Here is a 20,687-nt window from a genome sequence, read left to right as displayed (position 1 = left end):
GCGACGCCGTTCTGCCCGCTCCGACCCTGATAGGGCGGCGCACGCGAGCGTCAGTGTCGGCGTCAGCGGCACGCGTTCAGCAGGTCGTCGAGCGCCGCTTCCTCGCGCGCGAAGCGTTCGGCGAGGAAGTCGAGCAGCACGCGCACGCGCGGCGCCATGTAGCGCTTGCTGTGATAGATCGCGTGCAGCGGCGCGTCCTGGTGCCGCCAGTCGGGCAGCAGCACGCGCAGCCGGCCGGCGCGCACGTCGTCGGCGATGTCCCACAGCGACTTCAGCGCGATGCCGTGGCCGCGCAGCGTCCATTCGCGGGTGAGGCCGCCGTCGTTGGTCTCGAACGCGGTCGACACCGGCACCGTGTGCGTCTGGACTTCGTCGCCGCGCGTGAAGCGCCACGTGTTCATCGGGCCCGACGCGATCGTGATCACGTTGCAGGGAAAGCGGGCCAGATCGTGCGGATCGGCCGGCACGCCGTGGCGCGCGACGAACGACGGCGCCGCGCACAGTACGCGCCGGTTCGCGGCCAGCCGGCGCGCGATCAACGCGCCGTCGGGTGGCGCGGCGAAGCGGATCGCGAGGTCGATTTCGTCCTGCCACAGGTTCGACGCCGAATCGGACGCCGTCAGCGAGAACGTGACGCCCGGATGCAGCGTGGTGAATTCGTCGAGCCAGTCGAGCAGCTGGTTGCGGCCGAAATCGGACGTCGACGACAGCCGCACCTTGCCGGCCACCACGTTGCGGCCTTCCTGCAGCAGCGCGTGCGCGTCGTCGAGCGCCTGCAGCGCCTGCCGGCAGCAGTTCAGGTAGAGCCGGCCTTCGTCGGTGAGCCGCAGCTGTCTGGTGGAGCGCTCGAACAGTCGCGTCGCGACCTTGGCCTCGAGCTTCGCGAGGCGCGCGCTCGCGGCGGCCGGCGTGAGGTTCAGCTTGCGCCCGGCCGCTGACAGGCTGCCCAGTTCCGCCGCCTCGACGAACAGCCGGATGTCGCCCAGTCGATCCATGGGATTTTCCAGAATTTTTTGAAAATGGTTCAAATGCCACGCCAATTATCAAAGATAGGCGTATTCGGGACAATGCGCGCACATCCTGCTTTTTTGTGCGGTGCGGCACCGACCGGGCGCCGCGTCCGCCGCCATCCGGAGAACGTCATGCCCATCCCGTTACTGGCGCTCGCGATCAGCGCGTTTGCCATCGGCACTACCGAATTCATCATCATGGGGCTCCTGCCCGAAGTCGCGCACGACCTCGCCGTGTCGCTGCCGTCGGCCGGCCTGCTCGTCACCGGCTACGCGCTCGGCGTCGCGGTCGGCGCGCCGCTGCTCGCGGTGCTGACGAGCCGCATGCCGCGCAAGGCCGCATTGCTGCTGCTGATGGCGATCTTCATCGTCGGCAACGTGCTGTGCGCGAGCGCGTCCGGCTACGCGATGCTGATGGTCGCGCGCGTCGTCACGTCGTTCGCGCACGGCTCGTTCTTCGGGATCGGCGCGGTGGTCGCCGCGTCGCTCGTGCCGGCCGACAAGCGCGCGAGCGCGATCGCGCTGATGTTCACGGGCCTTACGCTGTCGAACGTGCTCGGCGTGCCGTTCGGCACGTTCGTCGGCCAACTGCTCGGCTGGCGCGCGTCGTTCTGGATCGTCGCCGCGCTCGGCGTGCTGTCGCTCGGCGGCGTCGCGCTGCTGGTGCCGAACCGTCATGACGGCGGCCCCGTCGGCCTCGGCCACGAAGTGCGCGTGCTGAAGGAGCCGCAGGTCTGGCTCGCGCTGCTGATGACCGTGCTCGGCTTCGGCGGCGTGTTCGTCGTGTTCACGTACATCGCGCCGATCCTCGAAACCGTCACCGGCTATTCGCCGCGGGCGGTCGCGCTGATCCTCGTGCTGTTCGGCGCCGGGCTCACGGTCGGCAACACGCTCGGCGGCAAGCTTGCCGACCGCGCGTTGATGCCGTCGCTGATCGCGATCCTGGTCGCGCTGATGGCGGTGATGGCCGTGTTCGCGAAGACGAGCCACCTGCCGGTCGCGGCCGCGGTGACGGTGTTCGTGTGGGGGATCGCCGCGTTCGCGACGGTGCCGCCGCTGCAGGCGCGCGTCGTCGAGAAGGCCGCGAGCGCGCCGCATCTCGCGTCGACGCTGAACATCGGCGCCTTCAACGTCGGCAATGCGGGCGGTGCGTGGCTCGGCGGACTGGCGCTGGAACACGGCTTCGCGCTCGATGCGCTGCCGTGGGTCGCCGTCGCGGTGACGTTCGCGGCGCTCGTCGTCACGTGGTTCGCGATGCGGCTCGATGCGCGCGCGCCGGCGCGCGGCGCGGCGCCGGCCGCGCATTGAGCGGCGCTGCGCCGATGCCATCGCGACGGGAAAACGTTCGCGACGAACGCATTCCTCCGCGATGCTGATAACGGTGTGAAGATAACTTCGTTTGCCGCGGCAGGGCCGGGTGATAGCGTCTCGATACGCGCCGTTCGTGGCGCAACCCGATTCCGGCTCACCCCATTCGCAGGGCCGCACGGCGGCCCGGAGGCCATGCTATGTCTTCATCCCTGGCGCTGGTGCGCGACGTGTCTTCCTTCGAGTCCGGCGAGGCCGCCGGCGCGCGAGCGGCCGCGTCGCTCGACCTCCTCGAGCAGGTCGTCGGCGTGAACCTCGCGCGCTTGCGTGCCGAGCGGCAACTGTCGCTCGATGCGCTCGCGCGTCTGTCCGGCGTATCGCGTGCGATGCTCGCGCAGATCGAATCCGCACGCAGCGTGCCGTCGATCAAGGTGCTCTGCAAGATCGCCGCGGCGCTGAAGGTGTCGGTCGCCGCGTTCCTGCGCCGCCACGCGGTGAACGGCTTCGAGCACCTGGCGGCGGAGCGCGCGGCGCGCGTCGTCAGCTCGAGCGGCCGTTTCTCGGCGCGTGCGCTGTATCCGGAGGGCGAACCGGCCGCGGCCGAATTCCACGAGCTGCGGATCGCGCCGCTGCACACGGAGCCCGGCACGCGCCGCGCGCCCGGCACGACGGTCAACCTGGTCGTCAGCGAGGGCACGCTCGAAGTCAGCGTGCACGATCGCCGCCAGTTGCTCGCGACCGGCGACGCGATCGTGTTCGACGCCGACCAGCCGTACAGCCTGCGCAACCCGGGCGACAGCGAAGCGCGCGCGTTCCGCGTGACGGTGAGCCCCGAAGTGCCGCCGCGCTGGCTCGTGCCCGACGCCGCGCACGCGGCAGGCTGAGCGCGGGCGGGTTGCCGGTCCGGGTCGGGCCGGCGCCCGGTGCCGTTCGGGACGGCCGCACCGGCCTGATGTCGGCCTGCTACCGGCCGTTCGGACGATGCCGCTAGACGGAGTCGTCAGTAAGGTTTTAGGTGTGGTTGGCTGCGCGGCGCGCGCAGCTGAGGTATGCTTGGCCCGCCGGTTTTCCGGGGCATTCCCGGCCGGCAATCAGTGCGTCTTCAGGGCGGGGCGAAATTCCCCACCGGCGGTAGGCTGGCGAAAGCCGGCGAGCCCGCGAGCGCCCGCGCAACCGCGCGGGGTCAGCAGATCTGGTCGAATGCCAGAGCCGACGGTCATAGTCCGGATGAGAGAAGATGTGCAGATAGTCATGTCCGTCAGGGCCGCTTCGCCGTGCGTGCGGAGCGGGTTGTCGTTCTGTCTGTTTGCAATGCCCTGAAACGTTTTTCGCCCAAATCGAAATTGCGAGGAGCGTTTCACATGTCCTTCCTGTCCGTTTCGTCGGCACCTGCCGACGCCTTTGCCGATCTCCCGTTGCTCGATTCCGAACCGGTGCCGCCGCGCATCGCCGCCGCGCTCGACGCATTGCGCGCGGGCCGCGCGGTCGTGTTGCAGGACGATCACGACCGGGAAAACGAGGCCGACCTGATCGTCGCCGCCGAGCGCATCACCCCCGAGACGATGGCGCTGTTGATCCGCGAATGCAGCGGCATCGTGTGCCTGTGCCTGACCGACGACAAGGTCCGCGCGCTCGAGCTGCCGCCGATGGTGCAGACCAACGAGAGCCGCAACGGCACCGCGTTCACCGTATCGATCGAGGCACGCGAAGGCGTGCATACCGGCGTGTCCGCGGCCGACCGCGTGACGACGATTCGCGCGGCGATCGCCGACGACGCGAAGCCGTACGACATCGTGCGCCCCGGCCACGTGTTTCCGTTGCGTGCGCAACCGGGCGGCGTGCTGGCGCGCCGCGGTCACACCGAAGGAACGGTCGACCTGTCGATCCTCGCGGGTTTGAAGCCGGCCGGCGTGCTGTGCGAGCTGATGAATCCGGACGGCACGATGACGCGCGGCGACGACGTCGAGCGTTTCGCGCAGCAGCACGGGCTGCCGATGCTGACGATCGCGGAGCTGGTGGAATTCCGCGAGGCGCTGGCGGCCGCGCGCGAGCGCTGCTGCGAGCCGGCCTGACAGCCGGTACGGCGGGCGCGCCGATGCGCCCGCGGGACGGCGTGCGCATCGAGCCGCACGCCGCTTCTGTCGCTGCGGCGCGGCCGCTCGTCAGGACTGCACGTCGCCGAATTCGCCGCGCAGGCCGGCCGCGACGAGCGCCGGCAGTTCATCCATCCTGCGCATGATCCGCGTGATGCCCATCGCGCGCAGCGCGTCCGCGTAGTTGTCGGGGATGTGGCTCGCGCCGACGAACGCGATCGTCTTCATGCCCGCCGCGCGCGCGGCGTTCAGGCCCGACACGCTGTCCTCGACGACGATGCAGCGCGCCGGCGCGACGCCGAGCGTGTTCGCCGCATGCAGGTACACGTCAGGGTAGGGCTTTGGCCGCGCGACCTGCTCGGAGCTGAACACGCGATCGCCGAAGATTTCGGTGAGGGACGCGCGTTTCAGCGAGCTGCGCACGCGCACGAGCCGGCTGTTCGATACCACCGCGGCCGGCAGGCTGACCTTCAGCAACGCATCGCGCACGCCGGTGATCGGTGCGAGCGATTGCGCGAGACCGGTCTCGATGTTGCGCTCGATGGTCTCGATGAAGCCGTCCGGCATCCGGATGCCGAAATGCGCTTCGAGCCCGGCGAGAAAGCGCGACGTCTGCTGGCCGAACGCGGACTTCGCGGCGTCTTCGAAATCGAGGTGGGGGAAGGTGGCGGACAGCGTTTCGAACAGCACGCGGTCGGCAATGACTTCGCTGTCGACGAGCACGCCGTCGCAGTCGCAGATAAGGTGATCGAGCATGGTGGTGAAAAGGCGGGTGTCGGCGACGCCGATCATGCCGCCATGATACGTGCTTTCGCGGCCGTGCCGCGCACCGTTCGGCGAGCTGCTTGCGCGGTCGGATCGATCCGGCGTACCGGACGCGGCACGGTATCGCCGCACGGCGCCGCCGTGCACGTCACACCTCGATCACGCGCCCCGTCTGCCACGACTTCATCGCGGCCTCCGCCAGCTCGAGCGCGGCGAGCCCGTCGTCGATCGTCGTCCTGACCGGCGTGCCGTCGCGCAGCGCATCGACGAAGTGCGCGATCTCGGCCGCGTAGGCGTGCCGGTAGCGCTCAAGGAAGAACGGCTCCGGCACGTCGGTGGCGACGCCGTTCGCCGACCACGCGGTCACTTCGGTCGGCCGCACGTTGCCGGCCTGCAGCATGCCTTTGCTGCCGAGCAGCTCGAAGCGCTGGTCGTAGCCGTACGCCGCGCGGCGCGACGTATTGATCTGGCACAGCAGGCCGCGCCGCGTGCGGATCGTCACGGCGGTCGAATCGAGGTCGCCGGCGTCGCCCACGGCCGGATCGGTCAGGCAGCTGCCGGTCGCATGCAGCGTCTGCGCTTCGTCGCCGAGGATCCAGCGGAACACGTCGAAGTCGTGGATCAGCATGTCCTTGAAGATGCCGCCCGAGCTGCGGATGTAGTCGACGGGCGGCGCGCCAGGGTCGCGGCTCGTGACGACCAGCATTTCCGGCGCGCCGATGTCGCCGCGCTCGACGCGCGCCTTCAGCGCGGCGAAGGTCGGGTCGAAGCGGCGCTGGAAGCCGATCATGCAGGTGATGCCGCGGCGGCGCACGACCTCCGCGCATTCGCGCGAGCGTGCGACGCTCAGGTCGACCGGCTTCTCGCAGAACACGGCCTTGCCCGCGTTCGCCGCCGCCACGATCAGGTCTGCGTGCGTATCGGTGCTCGATGCAATCACGACGGCCTGCACGGACGTGTCGCCGAGCGCGCGTTCGATGTCGGCGACCTGCGCGCCGTGCGCATGCGCGAGCGCGTCGGCCGACGGCGCATGCCGATCGACCACGTACTTGAGTTTCGCGCCCGGGTGGCGCGCCAGATTCGCCGCGTGGATCTTCCCGATTCTTCCCGCACCGAACAAAGCGAATTCGATCATGTCGTTCTCCTGTTGACTCCGTTGGGTTCCGACAGCGCGCGGCGTCAGAACGAATGGTTGATGCCGATGTTCACGCCGGTCTGCGAACGGCCCGGCAGCGGATTCGCGAGGTTGTCGTCGTCCGTGCCGGGGTTGTTGTTCGCGACCGAGAAATTCGAGTCGCTCGCGTTGCGCACGTGCGCGACGGTCGCATAGCGCAGGGTGCGCTTCGACAGGCTGTACGCGCCGCCGAGCGCGAAGAGCGATGCGTGGCCGGACGGACCGTGCGTCGCCGCGACGCTCAGCGAGCCGCGAGCTCGCCGCGGAGGTAATCGATGCTGGCGCGCAGCCCCTGTTCGATGTCATCCGCTTCAGCGATCTCGTTCGCGAACGGCTCGAACGAGAACGCGCCGCGATAGCCGCGTGCGAGCAGTTCGCGCAGCTGTCGGACGTTGCCGAGCCGGTCGGCCATGCCGACCAGCACGCGATGGCCGTCGCGCATCCGGTCGATCGGCAGGTTGCTTTCCTCGACACCCGAGATGTGCACGAGGCCCGTCAGGTTCGGGAAGAAGATGTCCTCGCCCGACAGGTGATGGTGGAACGTGTCGTGCACGAGCCGGAATACCTGTTCGCCGGTCGCGGCGTAGATGCCCTTCACCGCGTCCGACTTGCGGCGCAGCGCGCATTCCTCGAAGCCGAGCGGCTCGATGAAGCCGAGGAGGCCGCGCGCAGCGAGGATCGGCTTGAGCGCGTTCAGCGCCTTCACGAGATCTGCGTGGCGCGCGTCGGCGTTGCGCGTGTCGGCGCGGCTGTTGGTCGGGCACAGCACCAGTGCGCGCGCGCCGCATTGCGCGGCGTAGTCGGCGAGCACGGTCGCTTCGTCCGCGCGTTCGGCATTCCATTGCTCGAAGCGCTGCAGCGCGTTGATCGTCAGGATCGTCACGCCGCCGGCCTCGGCCGTCGCGCGCACGGCCGAGGCCGGCGTGCCGTCGGTGATCTCGATGCCGTCGACATCGTTGCGGATCTCGATCGAGTCGACGCCGAGCCGCCGGCACAGTGCGACATAGCGGTCGAGCGGCAGGCGCGGCGCGCTCATCCGGTTCAGCGAAAAATGGAATGCTGGTTGCGTCATCGTTCGGTCCTCAGGTCTCGGGTGGGGCGGGCGAATCAGGTAAAGCTGCGCGCGCAGCCGGCGGCCGGCGTATCCGCCGGCTGCGCGGCAAGCGCGTGCCACGTGTCGCGCAGCCACTGCGCGCACGCGACGTTGTTGTCGAAGATCGAATAGCGGGCGCCGCCGCCGTAGTCCGGAAACGGAATGAACTCGCAGCTGATCTGCTCGAGCAACGTCGGCCGCGCATGGACCTGCCACTGCAGCAGCTGCCACAGCGCCGTCTTCCATGTGTCGAGCGGCGCCGCATGCCAATCGCCGTGATAGACGCCTGGCGCCGGTTCGACGAACGGATACTGGATTCCGCGGCCGGGCCGGCCGTCCGCGCGGCGCATCCAGCGGTTCTCCGGATTGTTCGGGATCACGCTGCGCGCATGCGCGTGCCGGACCCAGCCGCGTGCGATCCAGTCGGCGTAGACGGCCGACGGCGACGCCGGGTCGAGCAAGTGGCGCGCGCTGCCGGCCGGCTCGTGCAAGCCTGACGCGTCGAGTTCGCCGCGATTGCCGATCTTGAACAGCAGATGCGAATGGTCGAGCGTGATCCTGAACGGCGCGCCGGCCCGCTCGACGCATTGCGCGACCCGCGCGACCCGCCGGAAATCCTCGCTCCACATGTCGACGTGCACTTCGAGGCTCGGCAGGCAGCCGACCGGCTCGCCGCGTTCGTACGCGCGCAGGTAGAAGGCGGCGACTTCGCGGTCCGACAACGGATGACCGTCCGCGTGGTGCGCGTACAGCTGGCAGTTGAGCACCGTGCTGCCGAACCGCGCGCCGGCGTCGATGATCTCGTCGACATGCGCTTCGTCGCGGCCGGCGCGCCAGATGCCGCCGATCACGCGAATCGGCAGCGCATGCCGGTCGACCAGCGCGAAGTACGGCGCGAGATCCTCGCCGCGCACCGGGTTCTTTTCGACATAGTCGAACGCGCCGGCGCCGGCGATCATCCGGAACCGCTCGGCCGGCGTGGGCAGCGGCAGGCCGTCGTGTTCGAGCACGCCGTCGAGGTTTACGCCGATGAGGATCGCTTCAGCCATCGTCTCCCGTCCGTCCTGGTCCCTGGATGGCTGCCAAATGTACGGACATGCCGCGCGCGCCGCATGACAAACGTTGACGAAAAATCGCCAATGCGGCGGTCGATTTTTCGCGCCGCACCTCCGCGCGACGCGCGACGCGGCGTCAGGTCTGCAGATACGCGCTGGTGCGCACGTTGGCCGAGCAGAACACGCGGAATTCGACCGGGTCGCCCGGCGGCGGCTGGTCGACGATGCCGCACGCATGCAGCACATGCTGCAGCGCGGAGATCGCCTGGCCGTCCGGATCCTGGTCGATCGCGATGTCCATCGAGCCGGCCTCGATGTAGGTGCGGTGCAGGTCGATCATCTCGTGCCCGACCCAGACGACGCGTCCGGCCGCGCCGGCCTTGCGCAGCGCGGCCTCGATGCCGGCCGAGCCGGCGCCGCTGTTGTAGATCCCGACGATATCGTCGTACGTGTGCAGCGCGTTCGTGACCGCGCGGTAGCAGCGGTCGTCCTGGTCGAGCGTTTCGACCGGCGCATCGTCGCAGGCGAGGGCGGCGAACGCCTCCTTTAACTGGTCGACGCAGCCGGCCATCCGGTCGGCGTGCGCGCGATAGCCCATGCGTCCGCCCAGCAACAGCACGCGGCCGGGGTGCGCCGCGAGGCGGCCGATGTAGTAGCCGGCCGTGCGCCCGGCGCGATAGTTGTCGATGCCCGCGTAGTGCACGCGCGCGCCGCCGCCGATGTCCGTGACCATCGTGACGACGGTTTCGCCGCGCGCGATCGCACCGGCCAGCGCATCGCGCACGCGCGGCGTGTCGCGTGCGGTGACGATCAGCGCCGCGCGCCGATAGGCGGGCCGCTCGATCAGCGCGGCGGCGCGTTCGTCGTCCGCGGCGGGCAGGATGGTCCGGTGCACGACCACGCGCCGGTCGAGCATCTGCAGCGAGCGCTGCAGCGCCTGCTGCAGCCGCCGGAAGAACGGCGCGTCGGTGTCCGGCAGCAGGACGTCGACGTGGAGCAGCCCATGCCGCGTGTCCGGCAACTGGCGCGGCACGCCGAGCTTGCGCGCGGCCGCCACCACGCGTTCGCGCGCCTGCGCGGACACGCTGCCGCGCTCGTTCAGCACGCGGTCGACGGTGGTCGTGCTGACCCCGGCGAGTGCCGCGATCTCGTCGAAGCGCGCGGTGCGCTTGCGCCAGCGCGGACCGGACGGGTCGGTCATGGTCGTCTCCATGTTGTTCGTCGCCATCGGTGCGTGGCGCTGTCCGGAACGCTAAAGCGATGGCGAAATTTCGTCAACGTTTCGATTGAGCGGGCCAGGGCCGTCGCCTAATTTTGAATGCATGACGAAGCGCTCACCGCGCTTCCCGAGAACGAAAAACCAGGAGACACGCGTGGCCCATACGGACGACCAGGCGCACGATCGCAGCGCGGCGGCGCGCCGTCAGGAATACCGAATGATCGGCGGCGCTGGCGAGCGCGCGCGGGCGGCGGGGCTCGTCAACGCCGAGTGGTATCGGTGCGCGGTGCCGCGGCCGCTGATGAAGCAGCTGATGCAGCGCGACGACGCGCGCGCGATCCGCGACACGCTGATCTGGTACGCGGCGATCGTCGCGAGCGGCGTGCTCGCGTGGCTCGCATGGCGTGCGCATTCCGCGTGGGCGATTCCCGCGTTCTTCGTGTACGGCACGCTGTACTGCAGCCCGGCCGACTCGCGCTGGCACGAGTGCGGGCATGGCACCGCGTTCCGCACGCGCTGGATGAACGACGTGCTGTACCAGGTCGCGTCGTTCCAGGTGTTCCGCCGCGCGACGGTATGGCGCTGGAGCCACGCGCGCCATCACACCGACACGCTCGTCGTCGGGCGCGATCCGGAGATCGCCGCGCCGAAGCCGACCGACTGGCTCGGGCTCGCGCTGAACGTGATTGCGCTCAAGCATGTGACGAGCGAGCTGCGCAAGATGGCCGTGCTCGCGTTCGCCGGCCGGCTCGACGACGCGGAGCGCACCTACGTGCCCGAATCGGAGTGGCCGAAGGTCGTGCGCGAAGCGCGGATTCATCTGACCGTTTATGCCGTCGTGATCGCCGCGGCGCTGTACTGGCACACGATCCTGCCGCTGCTCTACATCGGGTTGCCGAGCCTCTACGGTGCGTGGCTGTACCTGTACTTCGGCCTCACGCAGCACGCGGGCATGCCCGAGAACGTGCTCGATCACCGGCGCAACTGCCGGACCGTGATGATGAATCCGGTGTTCCGCTTCCTGTACTGGAACATGAACTACCACGTCGAACACCACATGTTCCCGATGGTGCCGTTCCACGCGCTGCCGAAGCTGCACGACGCCGTGAAGGCCGACATGCCGCCGCCGTACCCCAGCACGCTGGCCGCGTATGCGGAGATCGTGCCGGCGCTGGTCCGGCAGACGCGCGACCCGTCCCATCACGTCGTGCGGCCGGTGCCGGACGCCGCGCGTGCATGACCGGCATTGAAGATTCCAACGAAGGAGACACGCATCATGACGCAATGGATCGACACCGGCGCCCTCGACGATATCGACGACGAGGACGTCGCCCGCTTCGACCACGACGGCCGCACCTACGCGATCTACCGGATCGACGGGAACGTGTATGCGAGCGACGGGCTGTGCACGCACGAGCACGTGCATCTCGCGGATGGGCTGGTGATCGACCACGTGATCGAATGTCCGAAGCACAACGGGCGTTTCGACGTGCGCGACGGCCGCGCGCTGTCGGCGCCGGCCTGCGAAAAACTGCGCACCTACCGCGCGAAGGTCGAGGACGGCCGCATCCTGATCGAGGTGTGACGCGATGGCGAACGACCGGGTGATGGCGATCGTCGGCGCGGGACACGCGGGCGGCCGGGCGGCGCAGGTGCTGCGCGAGGGCGGCTGGCGCGGACGCATCGTGCTGATCGGCGCGGAGGCGCACCTGCCGTACGAGCGGCCGCCGTTGTCGAAGGGGGTGCTGACCGGCGAGCGCAGCGCGGCGCAATGCGGGCTGCGCGACCCGGATGCGTGGCGCGCGGACGGCATCGAGCCGCTCGTCGCGACGGTCGAGCGGATCGATCCGGTTGCGCGCGAGGTACACGTATCGGGTGGCCGCGGCTTCACCTACGACGCGCTGCTGCTCGCGACCGGCGGCCGCGCGCGCCGCCTCGCGATTCCGGGTGCGGAACTCGACGGCGTATTCGCATTGCGCACGCTCGACGATGCGGCGGTGCTCGGCGCGCGGCTCGTGCCCGATGCGCGGATCGTGCTGATCGGTGGCGGCTTCATCGGCCTCGAGGTCGCGGCGTCGGCGCGCTTGCGCGGCGCGCGCGTGAGCGTGCTCGATGCGGCGCCGCGCCTGCTCGGGCGCGCGGTGCCGGAGCCGATCGCTGCACGCGTGCACGCGCTGCATGTGCGGCGGGGCGTCTCGATCGGACTGAACCGCCGGCCCGTCGCGATCGAGCGGATGGTGGACGGCGCACTGGCCGTCGTGCTCGACGACGGCGACACGCTGATCGCCGATACGGTGGTCGCCGGCATCGGGATCGAACCGGCCGACGAGCTGGCGCGCGACGCGGGCCTCGTCGTCGAGCGCGGCATCGTCGTGAACGCGCGGCTCGAGACGTCGGCGCGCGGCATCTACGCGGCCGGCGATGTCGCGGTGTTCCCGAGCGCGGCGTCAGGGCGGCTCGTGCGTCAGGAAACCTGGCACGGCGCCGAAACGCAGGCGCGCGTCGCCGCCCGCAACATGCTCGGCGCCGACGAACCGTATCGTGAGATGCCGTGGTTCTGGTCCGATCAATACGACGCGCAGCTGCAGGTCGCCGGCGAGCCTGCGCTCGGCGAGCGGACGGTCGCGCGCGTGCTCGGCGACGACGCGGAAATCCATTTCCACTTCGATGCGGGCGAGCGGCTCGTCGCGGCGAGCGGCTTCGGCCGTGCGTCGGGATTCGTGAAGGAGATGCGCGTCGCGCGCCTGCTGGTCGAGCGCGGGATCGGCGTGAGCCCGGCCGCGGTCGCGGATGCGGGGATGAAGCTGAAGTCGCTGGTGCCGGCCGCGGGCGATCGCTAGCGGCGGTGTGGGTTGCCGGCGAGGCGGCGGCCGTGCCCGAAGGGAAGAGGGAGGAGGAAGAAGGGCGGAAGAACCGTAAGCGCGCGGCAGCCGCTGCCGCGCGCTCGCACTCGAGTGAAGAAACGTTGCTCAGGCCATCGCGTGCAGACGCAGATACAGGCCGGCCGCGGCGGCGCCGCCGAGCAGCGGGCCGATCACCGGCACCCACGCATAGCGCCAGTCGCTGTCGCGCTTGCCGGGGATCGGCAGCAGCGCATGCATCAGGCGCGGCGACAGGTCGCGCGCCGGGCTCATCGCATAGCCGGTCGGGCCGCCGAGCGAGATGCCGATGCCGAGCACGAGCAAGCCGACGGGCAGCGCGTCGAGCGCGCCGAGGCCGACCTGCGGCGACGCGAGGTACAGCACGCCGAGAATCAGCACGAACGTGCAGATCGCTTCGGTCAGCACGTTGTGCGTGACGCTGCGGATCGCGGGCGCCGTGCAGAACACCGCGAGCTTCAGGTCCGCATCGGCTTCCTTCGCGAAGTGCTGGCGATACGCGAGCCACACGAGCAACGCGCCGGCCATCCCGCCGAGCATCTGCGCAACAATGTAGCCGCCGACCTTCGACCACGCGAACTTGCCCGCGAGCGCGAGGCTGATCGTGACGATCGGGTTCAGGTGCGCGCCGCTGAACGACGCCGTCACGTAGACAGCGACGAACACCGCCATCGCCCAGCCCATCACGATGACGATCAGATCCGCGCCTTTGCCCTTGGTCTTCGCAAGCAGCACGTTTGCGACCGCGCCGTTGCCGAGCAGCACGAGGATCGCCGTGCCAATGAATTCCGCAATATAAGGTGACATGTTGTCTCTCGTAGATGACGGCGGACTCGCGCGCCGCGCGGTCCGCCGGTGTTGTTGTATTTCGTTTGTTTAGATGTACCGCGGTTACTGCGTGTCGTCGGCCCATGCCTTGGCGGCGCGCACCGCGCGCTGCCAGCCGGCCATGCGTTGCTCGACCTGCTCCTTCGGCATCGACGGCGCGAAGCGGCGATCGAGCTGCCACTGGCTGCGCACTTCGTCGAGGTTCTTCCAGTAGCCGATCGCGAGGCCGGCGAGGTAGGCCGCGCCGAGCGCGGTCGTCTCGGTGATCTGCGGACGCACCGCGTCGACGCCGAGCAGGTCGGCCTGGAACTGCATCAGCAGGTCGTTCGCGCTCGCGCCGCCGTCGACGCGCAGCTCGCCGATGCTGATGCCCGAGTCGGCCTCCATCGCGGCCAGCACGTCGAGCGACTGGTACGCGATCGCATCGAGCGCCGCGCGCGCGAGGTGCGCGGACGTCGTGCCGCGCGTCACGCCGAACACCGAACCGCGCGCCCGCGCGTTCCAGTGCGGCGCACCGAGGCCGGCGAACGCCGGCACGAGATAGACGCCGTCGGTATGCGGCACGCTCGCGGCGAGCGCTTCGATTTCAGCGGCGGTCTTGATGATGCCGACGCCGTCGCGCAGCCACTGCACGACCGCGCCCGCGATGAAGATGCTGCCTTCGAGCGCGTACTGCACGTCGTCGCCGATCTGCCAGGCGATCGTCGTGACGAGGTTGTTCTTCGACTCGATCGGCTTGTCGCCGGTGTTCATCATCAGGAAGCAGCCAGTGCCGTAGGTGTTCTTCACCATGCCCGACGTCGTGCACATCTGGCCGAACAGCGCCGCGTGCTGGTCGCCGGCGATGCCCGCGAGCGGGATCTTCGACGCGAACACGGTGGTTTTCGTGTGGCCGTAGATTTCCGACGACGCCTTCACGTCCGGCAGCATGCTGCGCGGGATGTCGAGCAGTTCGAGCAGCTCGCTGTCCCACTCGCGCGTGTGGATGTTGAACAGCATCGTGCGCGACGCGTTCGTCACGTCGGTCACGTGCAGCTCGTGCTTCGTGAAGTTCCACACGAGCCAGCTGTCGACGGTGCCGAACGCGAGCTTGCCCTGGCGTGCCTTGTCGCGCGCGCCCGGCACGTTGTCGAGGATCCAGCGGATCTTCGTCGCGGAGAAGTACGAGTCGATCGGCAGGCCGGTCTTCGCGCGCACCTTCGCCTCGAGGCCCTGCTTTTTCAGCGAATCGCAGAAGTCGGCGGTGCGGCGGTCCTGCCAGACGATCGCGTTGTAGACGGGCTGGCCCGTCTCGCGATCCCAGACGATCGTCGTCTCGCGCTGGTTGGTGATGCCGATCGCGGCGATCGACGTGCCGTTCAGGCCGGTGCGCGTGACGGCTTCCGCCGCGACGCCCGCCTGTGTCGACCAGATTTCCTGAGGGTCGTGCTCGACCCAGCCGGGTTGCGGGTAGATCTGTTCGAATTCCTTCTGGGCAATCGATACGATATTGCCCTGGCGATCGAACAGCATTGCGCGGGAACTCGTGGTGCCCTGGTCAAGCGCGAGGATGTACTGGTCCTGCATGTCTCTCATCTCCATCCGTGGATCGGCGTAGTTGTGATGCGCGCCGCATGTCGGGCGGCGCGTCGGTGAATCAACATCGGTAAGACAACTGCAACTGCAAACGGATTACGCGTGCGGCGCGTGCGCGGCGGCGAACCACGCGTCGACCGCGGCCGTCACCGCGTCGAGCGTGCCCGGCGCGACGTGCAGGCCGAGCTTCGAGCGACGCCACAGCACGTCCTGCGCGCAGGTCGCCCATTCGACGTCGCGCAGGTAGCGCAGTTCGGCGTCGTAGAGGCCCGGCGCGATTTCGGTGCCGAGATCGGTAAGCGAGCGCGCGCCGTCGACCACGCGTTCGGCGCGCGTGCCGTACGCACGCGCATAGCGGCGCGCGAGCGCGGCGGGCAGCCACGGATGGCGCTTCGCGAACGCATCGGCGAACACGTCGAACTTCGCGTTCGCGATGTCGCCGCCCGGCAGCGGCGCGCCGGCGGTCCAGGTCTTCGCATCGCGGCCGAGCGCGCCGCACAGCAGGTCGCCGGCTTCTTCCGCGAGCTTGCGGAAGGTCGTGATCTTGCCGCCGAATACCGACAGCAGCGGCGCGCCAGCGCCGTCGTCCAGCTCGAGGCGGTAGTCCCGCGTGACGGCCGATGCGTTCGCGGCGTTCTCGTCCTCGAGCAGCGGGCGCACGCCCGAATAGGTCCAGTGCACGTCGGCCGGCGAGATCTTGCGCTTGAAATAGCGGTTGATCGAATCGCACAGATACTGCGTCTCGTCGCGATCGATCGCGACCTTCGCGGGATCGTTCGTGTATTCGACGTCGGTCGTGCCGATCAGCGTGAAATCGTGCTCGTACGGAATCGCGAAGATGATCCGCTTGTCCGGGTTCTGGAAGATGTACGCGTGGTCGTGATCGAACAGGCGCCGCGTGATGATGTGGCTGCCCTTCACGAGCCGTACGCTGTGCTGCGCGCCGCGGCCGAGCGCGCCGTGCAGCACGTCGCCGACCCACGGGCCGGCCGCGTTCGCGACCGCGCGCGCGCGCACGACGCGAATCGAGCCGTCCGCGTGCTGCAGCCGCGCTTCCCATTCGTCGCCGTGGCGCTCCGCCGACACGAGCTTCGTGCGCGTGAGGATCTCGGCGCCGCGCTCCTTCGCGTCGAGCGCGTTCAGCACGACGAGGCGCGCATCGTCGACCCAGCCGTCCGAATACACGAAGCCGCGCTTGATCGAGTCGATCAGCGGCGCGCCGGCCGCATGGCGGCGCATGTCGATGCCGCGCGAGCCGGGCAGCAGTTCGCGTTTCGCGAGGTGATCGTAGAGGAACAGGCCGATGCGGATCAGCCAGGCCGGCCGCAGGTTCGGCATGTGCGGCATCACGAAGCGCAGCGGCCACATGATGTGCGGCGCCGCGCGCAGCAGTGTCTCGCGCTCCTGCAGCGCTTTGCGGACGAGTCCGAATTCGTTGTATTCGAGATAGCGCAGGCCGCCGTGAATCAGCTTCGTGCTGCACGACGACGTGTGCGACGCGAGGTCGTCCTGCTCGCAGAGCAGGACCGACAGGCCGCGGCCGGCCGCATCGCGCGCGATGCCCGCGCCGTTGATGCCGCCGCCGACGACGAGCAGATCGTAGCGATTCGGTTGGGTCACCTGCTGTCCTTATCGTCTGATGGAAATGGGCGAACATGAAATGTTCGAATTCGAAATTTAACGAACGAAATCGAAAAAGTAAAGTTCGAAAAAGCGGGGCCAGTAGCGCGCCGGGCGATCCCGGACGATACTGGCGGAATCGACCGTTTCACGAGGTGAATCATGCGTATTGGGATGTGGGCCGGCGTTTGCGCCGTCGTTCTGGCAGGGTGCGCTTCGGGCACGCCGCCGCTTGCCGGCAACTGGCGTGCGCCGTCATTCGTCGACCTGCAGACGTCGTGCGGCGGCACCGCGCACGATTGGGGCGCGGACGCGCAGCCGGTCTACTCGACGCTGTACGACGCGTACGTGGCGAAACGGTATCGCGGCCTCACGCAAGCGAACTATTGCGCGTTCGTAAACGAACTTTCGGCGCGCTATGCGGCACCCGATGCGGCGGGGCGCGCCGGCTGGGTCGCGTATTTCAACGGCGCACGTGCGCAGGCCGTCAGCTGGCGGGCCGCGGTCGATCCGACGCTGCGCGGCGGCTGACGCGGGGAAGCTGACAGAGGCGGGAAAGGCGGAAAAGCGGCGCGGCCGGAAATCCGGCCGCGCGCGCTCAGGTCAGGAGCAGCGGTAGTTCAGGAATATCGGTATTTGATGGATCGCAACGCGGCGTCGCCGGTCTCGGTCACGCAGTATTTGCGTCCCGAGCCGAGCCCTTCCAGGCGGACGAGCTGCTGTTCGAGCAGTGCGTCGATTTCGTCCCGATCCATGTTGGTTTGATCGGGAGCGTCCTTCACAAGCAATAGCGTGGCGAATTCATGCGGACTCAGCATCGTTCTCTCCATGGCGACCAGTATGCCCGCGCGGCCGGCGCGAACGCCGCAGCGCGATACCCCACACGGGGGTATGGCTTGGGGGGAAAGCTGTATTGGCCGGCCTGGGAGTTCGCACACGCCTTGGCACGGGCGGATCGGGCGAACGGGCCGGGGAACTGGAGTCTAGTCGAGCGCGCGAGCAACGACAAATCGTGCCCCGTTAATTTTCCGTTTGACAGGCACGCGGGTCGCTAGCGGTTCGGTCGGTGCGCCAACTTCTTGATTTCACTTGAAGTTTCGGGTGCGGTGCAGCATCGCAAGCGTTATTCAGCGACGTACACTTCGGTGCCTGCGGCGGCTACCGCGTCGGCCATCTCCGGCGGCAGCGGCTTGTCGGTGAAGAGCGCATGGACCTGGCTCAGATGCCCCTGGCGCACGAGCGCCGGGCGGCCGACCTTCGAGTGGTCGGCGACGAGGTAGACCGTGCGCGCATGCTGCATGATCGCCTCGGCCACGCGCACCTCGCGCGTGTCGAAGTCGCGCAGCGTGCCGTCGGCCTCGATCGCCGACGTGCCGATGATCGCGTAGTCGACCTTGAACTGGCGGATGAAGTCGATCGCGAGTTCGCCGACGATCCCCTTGTCCCACGGCCGCACGATGCCGCCCGTGATCAGCACCTCGCAGTCGGGATAGCCGCTCATCATCGACGCGACGTTCAGGTTGTTCGTGATCACATGCAGCCCGTGATGGCGGTTCAGCGCGCGCGCGACTTCCTCGGTCGTCGTGCCGAGGTTGATGAACAGCGACGCCTGGTCGGGGATGTGCGATGCCGCCAGCGCCGCGATGCGCCGCTTCTCGTCGTGGAACATCCGCTGGCGCGCGGTGTACGACACGTTCTCCGAGCTGGTCGGCAGGCTCGCGCCGCCGTGGTAGCGGCGCAGCAGGTTCAGATCCGCGAGCCAGTTGACGTCGCGGCGGATCGTCTGCGGCGTGACCGCGAAGTGCGCGGCGAGATCGTCGACGGTCACGAAGCCGTCGCGCTGCACCCATTCGAGCAATTCCTGCTGGCGCGCGTTGAGGGTGAGGCGGGGATCTCGGGTCATGGCTGGGCGGTCGGATCGTGAGGCGGAGCGCGTATTGTAAGGGGCGGAAAGGGCGTTCGGCCGGCGCGCGGCGCACGGTAGCCCGTCATTCATGCGAAAAGTGCATGGATTAATTTGACAAATGAATTTGCGCGATCGCGCGGATCGCGCTGCAATGGCGGACTGTCCGCGCACGCCGAGCCTGCGCGCGGCGCGTTCATTCTGCTTTCGACGAGGTGGCACCGATGACTGACTTCAACTGGCACAACCCGTATCCGACGATCCGCATTCCGGTGTTTGCGCGCAACGTCGTGTCGACGTCGCACCCGCTCGCCGCGCAGGCCGGGCTGCGGATGCTGTGGAAGGGCGGCAATGCCGTCGATGCGGCGCTGGCCGCCGCGGCCGCGATCACGGTGGTCGAGCCCGTGTCGTGCGGGCTCGGCGGCGATGCGTTCGCGCTCGTGTGGGACGGCGGGCGGTTGTCCGGGCTGAATGCATCGGGTGTCGCGCCGGCCGCGTGGAACCCCGACTACTTCCGCAAGCGCCACGGCGAAAACGCGCACGGCATCGCGAACAAACCGACGCGCGGCTGGGACACCGTGACGGTGCCGGGCGTGATCGCGGGCTGGGAAGCGCTGCATGCGAAGTTCGGTTCGCTGCCGTTCGCGGACCTCCTTGAGCCGGCGATCGAGCTTGCCGAGCGCGGCTATTCGGTGTCGCCGATCGTCGCGCACAAGTGGGCGGCCGCGGTGCCCGAGCTGCAGGGGCTGCCGGGCTTCGCCGATACCTTCATGCCGCGCGGGCGCGCGCCGCTCGTCGGCGAGCGCATGTGCCTGCCGGGCCATGCGCGCACGCTGCGCACGCTCGCGAAGGACGGCCCGCGCGCGTTCTACGAGGGCGCGCTCGCCGCGCAACTCGCGGTGTTCGCGCGCGAAGGCGGCGGCGCATTGACCGAAGCCGATCTGCACGGCTACCGCCCGGAATGGGTCGAGCCGATCGGCAAGCGCTTCGGCCGTCACACGATCCACGAGATCCCGCCGAACGGGCAGGGCATCGCCGCGCTGATCGCGCTCGGGATCGCCGAGCACGCGGGCGTGACCGAATGGCCCGTCGATTCGGTCGACTCGCAGCACCTGCAGATCGAGGCGATGAAGCTCGCGTTCGCGGACGTCTATCGCTACGTCGCCGATCCGCGTGCGATGGAACTGACGCCCGAACAGATGCTCGACGACGCGTATCTCGCCGAACGCGCGAAGCTGATCGATCGCACGCGCGCGACGCACTTCGCCGCCGGGCGGCCGCATTCGGGCGGCACGATCTATCTGTCGGCGGCGGACGAGCGCGGGATGATGGTGAGCTTCATTCAGTCGAACTACATGGGCTTCGGCTCGGGGCTCGTCGTGCCCGGGACGGGCATTGCGTTGCAGAACCGCGGGCACGGCTTCTCGATGGACCCGCGCTCGCCGAACGTCGTCGCGGGCGGCAAGCGGCCGTTCCACACGATCATCCCGGCGTTCGTCACCGAGGAGATCGACGGCCGCACCGAGGCCGTGATGAGCTTCGGCGTGATGGGCGGCGACATGCAGCCGCAGGGCCATCTGCAGACCATCATTCGGATGCTCGGCTACGGACAGCAGCCGCAGGCCGCGTGCTGCGCGCCGCGCTGGAAGGTCAATCGCGACTTCACGCTCGACGTCGAGGCGACGATGAACCGCGACACGGTCGACGCGCTCGCCGCGCGCGGCCATACGATCAAGTCGGTCGACGATCCTTACATGGATTTCGGCTCGGGGCAGTTCGTGTGGCGCCTCGATCCCGACGATCCCGACCGCGGCTACGTGGCCGCGAGCGACAGCCGTCGCGATGGCCTCGCGGCCGGTTTCTGACGGAACGCTTCCACTTTTTGCGTGCGACGGGCGGCCGAATGGCCGCCCGTCTTGCCTGATGCCGCGCATGCCACCGAGCGCGCGCAGCCGGTTCGAAGAACTCGTCTAACGAACCGCAACACCCGCGGCGGAACTGCGCCAGCCGGGCATGGTCAGTGCTTTGAAGCACGAACATTCAAGTGCGGCTAAGATGCCAGCATGGTTCGGCCGGACCAATCCACTATAAATGCAAGCAACACGTCGCCTGCGGGCGCGCCGGGCCCGTGCCGAGGGCATCGGCCGGGCGGCCGCGCGACGACT

Annotated in this window: 20 protein-coding genes and 1 riboswitch; of the genes, 8 read left to right on the top strand and 12 right to left on the bottom strand. The window is 68.8% G+C overall.

Features of this window, described 5'->3' with window-relative positions:
• Positions 1-62 precede the first annotated feature (62 nt).
• The gene (locus BAMB_RS13860; protein WP_011657870.1) at positions 63-995 is read right to left on the bottom strand and encodes a LysR family transcriptional regulator; all 933 of its coding nucleotides are present in this window, start codon (positions 993-995) and stop codon (positions 63-65) included.
• Positions 996-1,142: 147 nt separating this feature from the next.
• Between BAMB_RS13860 and BAMB_RS13855 the strand changes: the two genes are divergently transcribed.
• The 3 genes from BAMB_RS13855 to ribB all read left to right on the top strand — a co-directional run bounded on the left by BAMB_RS13855 (position 1,143) and on the right by ribB (position 4,390).
• The gene (locus tag BAMB_RS13855) at positions 1,143-2,318 is read left to right on the top strand and encodes an MFS transporter (protein WP_011657869.1); all 1,176 of its coding nucleotides are present in this window, start codon (positions 1,143-1,145) and stop codon (positions 2,316-2,318) included.
• A gap of 200 nt (positions 2,319-2,518) precedes the next feature.
• Positions 2,519-3,202, top strand: coding sequence for a helix-turn-helix domain-containing protein (locus BAMB_RS13850; RefSeq protein ID WP_011657868.1), 684 nt, complete (start codon positions 2,519-2,521; stop codon positions 3,200-3,202).
• A 210-nt stretch (positions 3,203-3,412) separates the two neighbouring features.
• Positions 3,413-3,561: riboswitch (FMN riboswitch) on the top strand.
• Between the two features lie 118 nt (positions 3,562-3,679).
• Positions 3,680-4,390 carry a 3,4-dihydroxy-2-butanone-4-phosphate synthase gene (gene ribB / locus BAMB_RS13845; RefSeq protein WP_006751298.1) on the top strand — a complete coding sequence of 237 codons (711 nt, stop codon included), beginning with the start codon at positions 3,680-3,682 and terminating at the stop codon, positions 4,388-4,390.
• 90 nt (positions 4,391-4,480) lie between these two features.
• Here ribB and BAMB_RS13840 read toward each other — a convergent pair whose 3' ends face one another.
• From BAMB_RS13840 to BAMB_RS13820, 6 genes are all read right to left on the bottom strand, one after another.
• Positions 4,481-5,167: an HAD family hydrolase gene (locus BAMB_RS13840; RefSeq protein ID WP_041491396.1), complete on the bottom strand. Its 687-nt coding sequence runs from the start codon at positions 5,165-5,167 to the stop codon at positions 4,481-4,483.
• Between the two features lie 157 nt (positions 5,168-5,324).
• The gene (iolG, locus tag BAMB_RS13835; RefSeq protein WP_011657866.1) at positions 5,325-6,311 is read right to left on the bottom strand and encodes an inositol 2-dehydrogenase; all 987 of its coding nucleotides are present in this window, start codon (positions 6,309-6,311) and stop codon (positions 5,325-5,327) included.
• 44 nt (positions 6,312-6,355) lie between these two features.
• Positions 6,356-6,487: a hypothetical protein gene (locus tag BAMB_RS36100; RefSeq protein WP_011657865.1), complete on the bottom strand. Its 132-nt coding sequence runs from the start codon at positions 6,485-6,487 to the stop codon at positions 6,356-6,358.
• A gap of 104 nt (positions 6,488-6,591) precedes the next feature.
• Positions 6,592-7,422 (bottom strand): TIM barrel protein, encoded by an 831-nt coding sequence (locus BAMB_RS13830; protein ID WP_011657864.1) that lies wholly within the window; start codon positions 7,420-7,422, stop codon positions 6,592-6,594.
• A 35-nt stretch (positions 7,423-7,457) separates the two neighbouring features.
• A complete protein-coding gene (locus BAMB_RS13825) occupies positions 7,458-8,492 on the bottom strand; it encodes a hypothetical protein (protein ID WP_011657863.1) in 1,035 nt (344 codons plus the stop codon).
• A gap of 142 nt (positions 8,493-8,634) precedes the next feature.
• Entirely contained in the window at positions 8,635-9,699 is a 1,065-nt protein-coding gene (locus BAMB_RS13820) for a LacI family DNA-binding transcriptional regulator (protein ID WP_041491395.1), read from the bottom strand.
• A 172-nt stretch (positions 9,700-9,871) separates the two neighbouring features.
• Here BAMB_RS13820 and BAMB_RS13815 point away from each other — a divergent pair, with 172 nt between their 5' ends.
• The 3 genes from BAMB_RS13815 to BAMB_RS13805 are packed head-to-tail and all read left to right on the top strand — an operon-like array spanning position 9,872 to position 12,557.
• Positions 9,872-10,957, top strand: a complete 1,086-nt coding sequence (locus BAMB_RS13815) for a fatty acid desaturase family protein (protein WP_408580311.1) — start codon at positions 9,872-9,874, stop codon at positions 10,955-10,957.
• A gap of 36 nt (positions 10,958-10,993) precedes the next feature.
• Positions 10,994-11,302, top strand: coding sequence for a non-heme iron oxygenase ferredoxin subunit (locus BAMB_RS13810; protein ID WP_011657860.1), 309 nt, complete (start codon positions 10,994-10,996; stop codon positions 11,300-11,302).
• 4 nt (positions 11,303-11,306) lie between these two features.
• Positions 11,307-12,557 (top strand): NAD(P)/FAD-dependent oxidoreductase, encoded by a 1,251-nt coding sequence (locus tag BAMB_RS13805; protein ID WP_011657859.1) that lies wholly within the window; start codon positions 11,307-11,309, stop codon positions 12,555-12,557.
• Positions 12,558-12,686: 129 nt separating this feature from the next.
• Here the strand turns inward: BAMB_RS13805 and BAMB_RS13800 are convergent, their stop codons facing one another.
• The 3 genes from BAMB_RS13800 to glpD all read right to left on the bottom strand — a co-directional run bounded on the left by BAMB_RS13800 (position 12,687) and on the right by glpD (position 16,619).
• Positions 12,687-13,403, bottom strand: coding sequence for an MIP/aquaporin family protein (locus BAMB_RS13800; RefSeq protein ID WP_006757965.1), 717 nt, complete (start codon positions 13,401-13,403; stop codon positions 12,687-12,689).
• A gap of 84 nt (positions 13,404-13,487) precedes the next feature.
• On the bottom strand, positions 13,488-14,990 hold the full coding sequence (gene glpK, locus BAMB_RS13795; RefSeq protein ID WP_011657858.1) for a glycerol kinase GlpK: 1,503 nt from the start codon (positions 14,988-14,990) through the stop codon (positions 13,488-13,490).
• Positions 14,991-15,095: 105 nt separating this feature from the next.
• On the bottom strand, positions 15,096-16,619 hold the full coding sequence (gene glpD, locus BAMB_RS13790; protein WP_011657857.1) for a glycerol-3-phosphate dehydrogenase: 1,524 nt from the start codon (positions 16,617-16,619) through the stop codon (positions 15,096-15,098).
• Positions 16,620-16,781: 162 nt separating this feature from the next.
• On the opposite strand from glpD, the gene BAMB_RS13785 reads away from it, so the two are divergent.
• Positions 16,782-17,150 (top strand): hypothetical protein, encoded by a 369-nt coding sequence (locus tag BAMB_RS13785; protein ID WP_011657856.1) that lies wholly within the window; start codon positions 16,782-16,784, stop codon positions 17,148-17,150.
• 89 nt (positions 17,151-17,239) lie between these two features.
• Here BAMB_RS13785 and BAMB_RS13780 read toward each other — a convergent pair whose 3' ends face one another.
• Positions 17,240-17,437 (bottom strand): hypothetical protein, encoded by a 198-nt coding sequence (locus BAMB_RS13780; RefSeq protein WP_006751304.1) that lies wholly within the window; start codon positions 17,435-17,437, stop codon positions 17,240-17,242.
• Positions 17,438-17,742: 305 nt separating this feature from the next.
• Entirely contained in the window at positions 17,743-18,522 is a 780-nt protein-coding gene (locus BAMB_RS13775) for a DeoR/GlpR family DNA-binding transcription regulator (protein ID WP_012364650.1), read from the bottom strand.
• A gap of 224 nt (positions 18,523-18,746) precedes the next feature.
• On the opposite strand from BAMB_RS13775, the gene BAMB_RS13770 reads away from it, so the two are divergent.
• Positions 18,747-20,387, top strand: coding sequence for a gamma-glutamyltransferase family protein (locus BAMB_RS13770; protein ID WP_011657854.1), 1,641 nt, complete (start codon positions 18,747-18,749; stop codon positions 20,385-20,387).
• Positions 20,388-20,687 lie beyond the last annotated feature (300 nt).

Origin of the sequence: Burkholderia ambifaria AMMD, from assembly GCF_000203915.1 — a bacterium.
In the GTDB taxonomy this organism is placed as follows: domain Bacteria; phylum Pseudomonadota; class Gammaproteobacteria; order Burkholderiales; family Burkholderiaceae; genus Burkholderia; species Burkholderia ambifaria.
This window is presented reverse-complemented; position numbering and strand designations above follow the sequence as displayed.